A 6972-nucleotide genomic window follows, 5' to 3' on the forward strand; every position below is an offset into this window, starting at 1 on the left:
CTGGTGGTAGTAATAGATGCCCTCGTGCTCCATCAGCCGCGACACGAACTGGAAGTCGCTCTCGTCGTACTGCACGCAGTAGTCCCAGGTGCGGTAGCCGCGCGTGAGCTTCTGCTCCATCGGGAAGCCATACGTGCCCAGCACCTCCTCGATGATCTGGGGCACGGTCTTGTTCTGGAAGATCTTGAAATCGCTCTTGCGCGAGGCGAGCCACAGCCAGGGCTGCAGGCGCAGGCGGTAGGCGTAGAAGCGGTGGTCCTGGCCCTGCATGCCGAAGCGGGTGACGATGCCGTCGATGTACCGCTTGCCGCCGTCCTGGGTCTCGACGACCACCGTGGCGTTCTTGCCCAGCAGGGCCTTGGGGTCGATGTCCTTGTCTTCGCTCTGGAGCTCGATGTCCAGCGAGAAGAGCTGGCTGATGTCCTCCCGGCCACGCAGTCGCCGGAACTGGAGCTGCTCGCCCAAGGGAGTCTGGATGGTGACGCGGCGTGACATCTTGTTTTGCAGCGGGGCCTGCAATCGAATTTGATAATGGGGCGCGATGATAGGGCTTAGATCCTTTTATTAACCTCCTTTGACAATATCCAATTAGTTTCACAGTGTTTTCATCTATTCAAACCATAAATCTATTTAATACCAACTCGAAAAATTCCGAGACTGACAAAAACTGGTCAGCGCGGCATTGCTTATTGAGGCAGGCCAGAGGCCACGTCGAAACGCCTGCCCACTATCGGCACGGGCGGATAACGATCGAACCAGAAGATGATCTGGCAAGTGACTACTGATATTTCCAAGGCCAGAAACTGATGTCGCGTCACCACGTCCAAATTGCCGCGGTAGTCTGAGACATCGGTAGTTCGAACCGGCCGAGGTGGTCGATGAAACCCAGGTCATGGAAACGAGTCGCACGGCCGGTCGGCCAGCGACACCCCGGCCGATGGCTTGGTGTGAAGAACCCAAGATGTCCGGTGCCATCGGGCCCCCGGCATTCGCCCACACGCCTGCGCTCCCGATGCCGCCGAAGCGATGCCGTCCTGCACCGACGGCCATCACGCGGCGAGGTCCCGTGTCCGGCATGGCTGGCCAGGCCGTTGAGGGATGCCACACGCAATGGCCGGCCGCCCGGCGCGCTTTCCCAAGGTCGTTGTGGGCGCTGCCGGCGCGGCGAGCGCTCTCGCAAGACACTGGTGCGTCATCCGCTTCCCGTTGGAAGCCATTCCGGCCTGGCCGGACGTCGCAGTCGTTACCTGCCCGGCGCCAATGGGTGCCACCCCTTTCAACCCCTCTCGGGAGCACCAGGCCCGACAGGGGAGGTGTTTCCGCCATTTCCCTGAGCACACCATGCACGACACCCGAAGTCCTCGCGCCGCCAGGATTCCCCACCGAAATCGGCGCCCGCTGGCGCGAACCCAAAGCGCTGCCGAAGCAAGCACCTGCGCACACCGCATCCGCCCCGGCGGGCGCGGGGCTCCGGCTGCCGTGCCAGCGTCATCACCGGAGCATTCCTCGTGAGCCGCCATCTCCTGCGCTGCGCCTGCGAGGGCCGCGAGTTGGTGGTCGTCGCCGGCTACGACCGGCCGCTGCGCGAACTCTATCTGCGGGTGGTCCGCGAAACCGATACCCTGCCCCAGCAGGGTGAAGAGACCGTCTATGACAGCCTGGGCGAGTCCGGCCTGGACTGGACCGACATCAACACCCTGGCCGACAAGCTGGCGGCCCTCGGCATCGAGCCACCGGCAAGCCTGATGGATGGAATCTTCCTCGACCAGTGCTTCAACGCCGGCAACCGGATCGTCGAGCACCACATCGACCGGCCACCCGTCGTCCTGCACGCGGGCTGAACGCGGGCTGAACGCCAAGGCTCCGCGCGGCGCGGACACCTGCGCGCCGCCGCCGGTCCCGTCCGGCGTCTGCCGCCGTCGCCACGGACAAACGCCGGGAACGGCAGCCTGTTATGGAGGCCAACGCTCCTTCCCGGCTTTCCCAACCGGCCCCGTCGCGCCAGACTGGAGCCCTTCTCCCCAGTGGTGGCCCCTGCCGGCCATCCCTCCTCCCGAGTGCCTCGGGCGTTGCGGTCGTTACCCGCCGCAGCTGCGCTGCCAAGCCTCTTCGCTGCACCCGCAACCGTGCCTGCACCGGGATTCGCGGCCCGAGCTCCCGTGCCATCGCGGCGCGTCCCTCCCTTGATCGCGGCTGGTCCGCGCCATGCCGTTCTCGCCCGCCATCGGGCGCGGACGTGCCCACCCCATCCAGAAAGACCCAACATGACCACCATCACCGAAACCCTGTGCGCCATCGAGCTCCGCGCCGACCGTGCCGTCGTCCAGGAACTGCGCCTGATGACGCAGGAGATCCTTGCCATGCGCTCCCAGCTGACGCTGGAGGACCGCGCACATGCCGATGCGCTGCTGCTCAAGCTCGGCCACCTCGAGTCCTGCCAGCGGGTCGATACCGCCGCACCGCCCGCAATGGCGGTGCACGGATTTCCCGAGCTCCCGCTGGTGGCGCCGAACCTGCAACCGTGCTGCTACCTGGTGCACTTCTACGGCCCCGAGCTCGGCGACATCGAACGGGTGGACCTCACCGAATCGCTGTTCGCCGCGGCCCAACTGGTGCGCCAGCAACTGAGCGAGCGGCCCCATTCCGTGTGGCAGGTGGCGTTCGACGCCAGCGATGGCGCACTGGCCTTCGTGGCGCACAACGACCGGCGTCTTGCCAGCATCCTGCCATGCCAGCCGCGCTCGCTCGACGTCGAGTCGCCGGTGGCCGAGGCCTGCGAGGCCTGGATCGCCGGGGACATCTCGGCTCTGCGGCGCCTGTTCGTCGCGCCGGCCCAGGCGCGCTCGCGGCCGCAACCCCTTGCGGCCTGAACGCGCCTGAAACGACCTGAGAGGGCCTGAGAGGGCCCGACCCCGGCGGCCGGCGCCAATGGCGCCTATCCGCTTGCTTTGTCACCACCCCGCGGGGCTCGCCCCGTGGGGCGGGTTCCGCCCGAACTTTCGAGGAACCCGACATGCCTGTGACCTTGAACCCCGCACAGCGGCGGTACGTCATCCCTTGTGGCGAGGGCTACAGTTGCCTTGGCTTCGACAACGCCCGCGATCACGCCGACCAGATTGCCGCACGGCTGAACCAGCCCCTGCTGGCATTCGCGCCGGGCGACCATGAATCGCTGGCGGGGTATGCCAAATACTGCGCCGCCATCGACGCCTGGGGCCGATCGCCGCTGGCCCGGCAAACCTACTTCGACCCGGGCACCGACCCCAATGCGGCCCGCGCTCTCGAGAGCTGTCGCCGCAACCGCCGCAAGGTGCGGCTGGTGCAGGGCGACACCGCCACCGGCCGCTGCTGGCTGGACGAGCACGATGTGGTCGGCCGGATCGGCCGATCCACGGGCACATTGAGGGTGCCGCTGCTGATCGAGGCCGACGCCGAAAGCGGCGCGGCCATCTTGACGAGTTGCCTGCTGCGCCTGATCGACTGGGAATCGGGCCGGGACCTCTACCGGCACCCGGCCTGCCGCGTGCCCGACCTGTCGATACGGCGCGCGCCGGAGCCCACCGACCTGCCCTGGCAGGTGCTGCACGACGCCAGCGTCGAGGCCTGTTTCGCCGACATCGGCAAGGCCGGTGCTTATCTCGCGTTCATGTGCGGCGAGTGCGTGGAACCACGGCTGTTCCAGTGACACCCGTGCCCCTCTAATCTGCCAAGCGGTCGTCGGATGAAGGCTGGTTGCCGGCGCTCGATGAGGATGGTTCATGCGGCGGCAGTGCGCCTCAAAGCGGACGCTCGCCAAATGCGCAATGTGACCCGGCATGAACCTTCAAACCCGCAGCAAAAGTGAGCGCAGAGGCCGTGGTCGGCCCAGCGAACAGGACACATGCGACAACTGCATCGTATGCTTTACATATGTCCGCTGACCGTATCACCTATTGCTTAGAGCGTGTCTCAAGCTACCGCGACTTTGAACGGCTCTGTTCAGGTCTCCTTGCAGGTACCGACTATCCCGGGATAGACCCATTGGGGGGAACCGGTGACGGCGGGCGTGACGCAATCATTCGATCCGATTCGAACGGGCGAAAAATCGTCTTTGCGTACACCGTTCGGGGCGACTGGAAGACCAAGCTCAAAAGCGATTGCGCTCGGGTCCGCGAACAGGCTCACAACCCAGATTTGCTCGTTTTCGTATGCACAGAAGCATTGAACGCTGCGGAAAAGGACGGCGCTCATGAACTCGTCCGGAGTGAGTTCGGTTGGAAGCTAGACCTCTTCGACTTGGAGCGGTTGAGGGTGCTACTGGTCGGACCTCAGCGCCATCTCCTGGCGCAGCATCCCAGCATCTTCACGCCTCCGTTCTTTCCGCGGGTGGGTGGAGAGTCGCTTGTGGAGAGCCGAGATACCTTGGTAATTGACCATGTCGACTCCGACCATGCGCTTGCGACCTGGCTTTCGCGCCGGCTCACACTCGCTGGCTTCAGAGTCTGGTGTCGAGGTACCGCACCCCTCGCAGGTGAGAACCAAGACGAAAGCGTTCGGAAACTCATTGACCTCCGGGCGACGCAGTACATCCCAATTCTGTCGCAATCCAGCATGGCCGACGAACTGCTGCTTGAGCGATGCGCGCTCGCGGCGGGGAAGGAAGGACTGGTGCTTCTCTGCAAAGCATCCGAGGTCGAGCCGTCAAAGTTGCCCTCTCGGTTACGCCCTTCCACCCCCGCAGACTTCTCCCGTTCCTGGAACACAGGTCTTGAGCAAATCGTGGCCAGGCTGGCCGGTCTTGGAATTCAGCCAGACATCATGCTCAACCAGGGCAAAGCTATTGCGCTGAATGACTACATGCCTACGCGGGTCACCGTCGCAAAGGAAGAGCCTGTTTTCGCAAACATCTTCGCGCTGGGGTTGCCTGAGACGATGTTGGTCTACGACCTCCACTCAGCGCTATCCACGGCAAAGCTCGATGAGCTGAGAACGCGCTGGGCGTTTGTGGAGTTGAATGCCTACCGGCTGGTCGCCTTCACCGCGCCTCCAGAGAACGCCATTCCCTCCGTCAAGACAATACGCACCCCTGAGTTTCTGTGGACCGACAACCCAGAGCGCGATGGCAAGAAGACAGAGGATGTCGCGAAGGAATTAGTTCGCCGGAGCCTTACCGTCGTTTGTGCGCAAATGGGGCTGGCTTGGTGTCCAGACAGAAGAATCTATTATTTTCCGGAGCGCGAAGATGGAGCATGGACGCAGCGTATCCGACACGTTGACGGACGAGAAACCCGCGTCAGCCTCACCGGCAAACGGACCAAAGGCTGGGGCGAAAGGGCATCGCCATTCCTCTACCAACTATCTCCTAAGTTCCAGCCACAACGAGACGTTGATGGGAGTTGGAACGTTGTCGTCAACGTCTATGTCCGCCCGACGGACCTCAATGGCAAAGTCTATGAGCTCAAAGAGCTGGGACGACGTCGCAAGGTTGTGACGAAGAATTGGTGGAACAAAGACTGGCTCCCGCGATTACTTGGAGTAGTTCAAGCATTGGAAGCAGAACCTGGCCTCATTCGATATGGCGAAGGACGCCGAGCCGTAACGATGAGTACCAACCCGCTCAAATGGATGTGCCCAGTCGGACTCGACGTGCATGCCCTCGCAGGAATGGTCGATATGAGCGAAGAGCTCGCCGAAAGCAGGACTCGCGAAGATGAAGAAGACGGGTCCGACGATAGTGATGGCATGCCCCAGGCTGGAGAGGCTCCATGAGCAATACATTTCATTTTCTGGGCGAGCCACTTCTTGAATTTGGCCATGGCCAAACCGCTGAAGACCCGCATGACGGACTGGCCCTCTTTGGACCTGCAGAGGCAAGGCAGCAGCTCCCGGACAACATTGTTCTTGGCACTGCTAGCGGGATAGAGGCCTGGAAGAATTGGTGCGCCGCGCTGAATGCGCCAGCCTCCTGCATTGACCCCGCCAGACATCGGGCTTGGCCACCGTTTCCAGGCTTTGACGTGGCCTTCGGTGCCAAATGGCCATCGCCGGTCCGCAGCTATGCCATTGACGCAGAGAAGCTCTCGGATGCGTCACGTAAAGCTGATAAACACGACCGCGCATTCGCGGTCACTGGCCTGTATATGGAGCAGGTGGAAAAGCTCGGAAAGCTCGACTCACGCCCCGCTCTGGCCATCTGCGTCGTTCCCGACGAAGTCTTTGAGAACTGTCGTCCGAACTCAATTATTCCTCTGAGCAAGCGCAGCGATGCTGGACGAAGCCGCGACGAGCGGTCTTTCCTGGAGCAGGCAATCGTTGACCGGGATACCGGTCAGCAGGGAATGTTTGACGACTTCGAGGACGCGGCAGTGACCGCTGTTCGCGAGACTTTGGAGACGTTTGAAGAATCTCGTAGCTACTCGCCAGACTTCCGCCGGCAGCTCAAGGGTCGATTGATGGGACTCGACCTACCAGTGCAAATCATCAAGGAGTCGACGCTCCACATCACGCCGAAGGTGCGTCTCGGCGAAAAAGGCGAGAACCCGCTGTCCGACCGGCTATGGAATTTCGGCACGGCCATCTACTACAAGTGTGGCGCGAAGCCATGGAAAACGCCCTGGGCTCGAGAAGGTGTCTGCTACGTTGGCCTAGGGATTCTCTGCACGAATCAGTTACGACTGTGCCGATCCCGGTTGAAGAGCAGCATCAGCTCATCCCCCCCTTGCATCGCCATTTGTGTGCGTCTGCGGGGCACTTTCCCCGGATTTCGCGGGCATTACGCCCGCTGCACGCGCACCTGTGCCATCGCCAGCAGCTTGTGCCGCACCATCCACAGATTGCTCAGCGCAAACAGCGTGACGATCTGCGCCGTGTTCTTCTTGAGCCCCCGGTAGCGCACCTTCACATACCCAAACTGCTGCTTGAGCACTCTGAAGGGATGCTCCACCTTCGCCCGGATGCTGGCCTTGATGATCTCGATCTGCTCCATCAACGCGT

Annotated in this window: 6 protein-coding genes; 4 read left to right on the forward strand and 2 right to left on the reverse strand. The window is 62.5% G+C overall.

Annotation, left to right across the window (positions count from 1 at the left end; translation table 11 throughout):
- The coding region (locus tag AX018_RS24100; protein WP_146749446.1) for a type VI secretion system Vgr family protein at positions 1–495 on the reverse strand (495 nt) is incomplete at its 3' end.
- 1013 nt (positions 496–1508) lie between these two features.
- Here AX018_RS24100 and AX018_RS24105 point away from each other — a divergent pair.
- From AX018_RS24105 to AX018_RS25050, 4 genes are all read left to right on the forward strand, one after another.
- A complete protein-coding gene (locus tag AX018_RS24105) occupies positions 1509–1841 on the forward strand; it encodes a hypothetical protein (RefSeq protein WP_111882785.1) in 333 nt (110 codons plus the stop codon).
- A 423-nt stretch (positions 1842–2264) separates the two neighbouring features.
- Positions 2265–2870 (forward strand): hypothetical protein, encoded by a 606-nt coding sequence (locus AX018_RS24110; protein WP_111882786.1) that lies wholly within the window; start codon positions 2265–2267, stop codon positions 2868–2870.
- A gap of 143 nt (positions 2871–3013) precedes the next feature.
- On the forward strand, positions 3014–3685 hold the full coding sequence (locus AX018_RS24115; RefSeq protein ID WP_111882787.1) for a hypothetical protein: 672 nt from the start codon (positions 3014–3016) through the stop codon (positions 3683–3685).
- Between the two features lie 224 nt (positions 3686–3909).
- Complete coding sequence (locus AX018_RS25050) at positions 3910–5748, forward strand: restriction endonuclease (protein WP_146749447.1); 1839 nt, start codon at positions 3910–3912, stop codon at positions 5746–5748.
- A 1003-nt stretch (positions 5749–6751) separates the two neighbouring features.
- On the opposite strand, the gene AX018_RS24125 is transcribed toward AX018_RS25050, so the two are convergent.
- Positions 6752–6972, reverse strand: a 221-nt coding sequence (locus AX018_RS24125; RefSeq protein WP_146749448.1) for a transposase, incomplete at its 5' end; no start/stop codon positions are given.

This window comes from Paracidovorax anthurii, assembly GCF_003269065.1.
GTDB lineage: Bacteria > Pseudomonadota > Gammaproteobacteria > Burkholderiales > Burkholderiaceae_C > Paracidovorax > Paracidovorax anthurii.

What these genes read in the sequence shown, in the direction of transcription:
- AX018_RS24110 (WP_111882786.1), top strand. Translation starts at nt 2,265, where the DNA reads ATGACCACCATCACCGAAACCCTGTGCGCCATCGAGCTCCGCGCCGAC.
- AX018_RS24115 (WP_111882787.1), top strand. Translation starts at nt 3,014, where the DNA reads ATGCCTGTGACCTTGAACCCCGCACAGCGGCGGTACGTCATCCCTTGT.
- AX018_RS25050 (WP_146749447.1), top strand. Translation starts at nt 3,910, where the DNA reads ATGTCCGCTGACCGTATCACCTATTGCTTAGAGCGTGTCTCAAGCTAC.